This window comes from Paenibacillus tarimensis, assembly GCF_021532315.1.
Taxonomy (GTDB): domain Bacteria; phylum Bacillota; class Bacilli; order Paenibacillales; family Paenibacillaceae; genus Paenibacillus_I; species Paenibacillus_I tarimensis.
In genome coordinates this window covers 1-1,286 of record NZ_JAKGAO010000030.1, presented here as the reverse complement: position 1 = coordinate 1,286, position 1,286 = coordinate 1, and the positions used below count along the sequence as shown (strand labels likewise).

The 1,286-nt window shown below is 56.2% G+C and carries 1 rRNA gene; it reads left to right on the top strand.

The features are described 5' to 3' along the window. Positions 1–1,286 (top strand): 23S ribosomal RNA (locus L1N82_RS21410); the annotation flags it as partial.

The following is a 1,286-nucleotide window of genomic DNA, read 5'->3' as shown; positions in this document are numbered from 1 at the left end:
TAAGGCTGGGCTGTGATGGGGAGGGAAATATTAAGTACCGAAGGTCATGGGCTCACACTGCCAAGAAAAGCCTCTAGCCAGGCGAAGGTGCCCGTACCGCAAACCGACACAGGTAGGCGAGCAGAGCATGCTAAGGCGCGCGGAAGAACTCTCGTTAAGGAACTCGGCAAAATGACCCCGTAACTTCGGGAGAAGGGGTGCCTCGGTAGGGTGAATAGCCCGAGGGGGCCGCAGTGAAAAGGCCCAAGCGACTGTTTAGCAAAAACACAGGTCTGTGCGAAGCCGCAAGGCGAAGTATACGGGCTGACGCCTGCCCGGTGCTGGAAGGTTAAGGGGAGCGGTTAGGGGTAACCCGAAGCTGTGAACCGAAGCCCCAGTAAACGGCGGCCGTAACTATAACGGTCCTAAGGTAGCGAAATTCCTTGTCAGGTAAATTCTGACCCGCACGAATGGCGTAACGACTTGGGCGCTGTCTCAACGAGAGATCCGGTGAAATTTTAATACCTGTGAAGATGCAGGTTACCCGCGACAAGACGGAAAGACCCCATGGAGCTTTACTGCAGCTTGATATTGGACTTTGGTACGATCTGTACAGGATAGGTGGGAGCCTGGGAAGCCGGAGCGCCAGCTTCGGTGGAGGCGCCGTTGGGATACCACCCTGATCGTATCGGAGTTCTAACCTGCTACCGTGAAACCGGTAGAGGGACCGTGTCAGGTGGGCAGTTTGACTGGGGCGGTCGCCTCCTAAAGAGTAACGGAGGCGCCCCAAGGTTCCCTCAGAATGGTTGGAAATCATTCGGAGAGTGCAAAGGCATAAGGGAGCTTGACTGCGAGACCTACAAGTCGAGCAGGGACGAAAGTCGGGCTTAGTGATCCGGTGGTACCGCATGGAAGGGCCATCGCTCAACGGATAAAAGCTACCCTGGGGATAACAGGCTTATCTCCCCCAAGAGTCCACATCGACGGGGAGGTTTGGCACCTCGATGTCGGCTCATCGCATCCTGGGGCTGAAGTAGGTCCCAAGGGTTGGGCTGTTCGCCCATTAAAGCGGTACGCGAGCTGGGTTCAGAACGTCGTGAGACAGTTCGGTCCCTATCTGTCGCGGGCGCAGGAAATTTGAGAGGAGCTGTCCTTAGTACGAGAGGACCGGGATGGACGTACCGCTGGTGTACCAGTTGTTCCGCCAGGAGCACCGCTGGGTAGCCAAGTACGGACGGGATAAGCGCTGAAAGCATCTAAGCGTGAAGCCCCCCTCAAGATGAGATTTCCCAATTTAGTAAGACCCC